Raw genomic sequence first — 711 nt, 5'->3', positions numbered from 1 at the left:
AGTTGCCCTCGATCTCGGCGCGCAGGCCGTTGCCGAAGCCCCAGCCGATGCTGGCGACACCCGCGAAGCCCGGGTGCTTGTATTCCCAGCGCTGGCCTTCGGCGCGGGACTCCTGGTGGAAGTTGAGGCCGGCGCCGGCGCCGACATACAGGCCCGACACGGGCTGCGCCTGCGCGGCCGCCGGCAGGGCCAGAACCGTCGCGGCCAGAAGGGCCTTCCTGAGGGTCATCCTCGTTTCTCCTCGATCCCTGTGAGGCAATCTCTCGCGCCGCCCGCCGCGCGGTGGCGTGCCTCCAGGGCGGTGCGCGGAGAATAGCTATCACCACCCAGCCGCGAGCGGCAGGGCGGACACACCATTTCCGCATCAATGTGGCTTTTTGACCACGATCGAGGATGGCAGGCCGGCCACACCTCAGGCCGGTACAGCTCTGTATCGAACTATCGCGAGTATGTCAACGGGATGGGGCGGGTGCCTGCTGGCACCCGCCCCGATCAGGTCAGCGCAGGACGATCTCGACGCGGCGGTTCTGCGGCTCGCGCACGCCGTCGGCGGTCGGCACCAGCGGCCGGCTCTCGCCGAAGGCCGAGATGGCGATCTCGTTGCGCGCGATGCCCTGGCGCACCAGCTCGGCCGCCACGTTGTCGGCGCGGCGCTGCGACAGGCGCTGGTTGTACTGCGGCGTGCCGGACCGGTCGGCATGGCCCGCCACC

Annotated in this window: 1 protein-coding gene and 1 pseudogene; both read right to left on the bottom strand. The window is 70.3% G+C overall.

What is annotated here, in order from left to right; translation table 11 throughout:
- Positions 1-229: pseudogene (locus E2C05_RS32290) on the bottom strand (OmpA family protein); the annotation flags it as partial.
- Between the two features lie 268 nt (positions 230-497).
- Positions 498-711 (bottom strand): OmpA family protein (locus E2C05_RS32285; RefSeq protein WP_133223660.1); only part of this gene is annotated, 214 nt, incomplete at its 5' end.

It is taken from the genome of Paracraurococcus ruber, assembly GCF_004353985.1.
Taxonomy (GTDB): domain Bacteria; phylum Pseudomonadota; class Alphaproteobacteria; order Acetobacterales; family Acetobacteraceae; genus Paracraurococcus; species Paracraurococcus ruber.
Note: the sequence above shows the minus strand (reverse complement) of the source record. Positions and strands in the feature narration are given on the sequence as shown.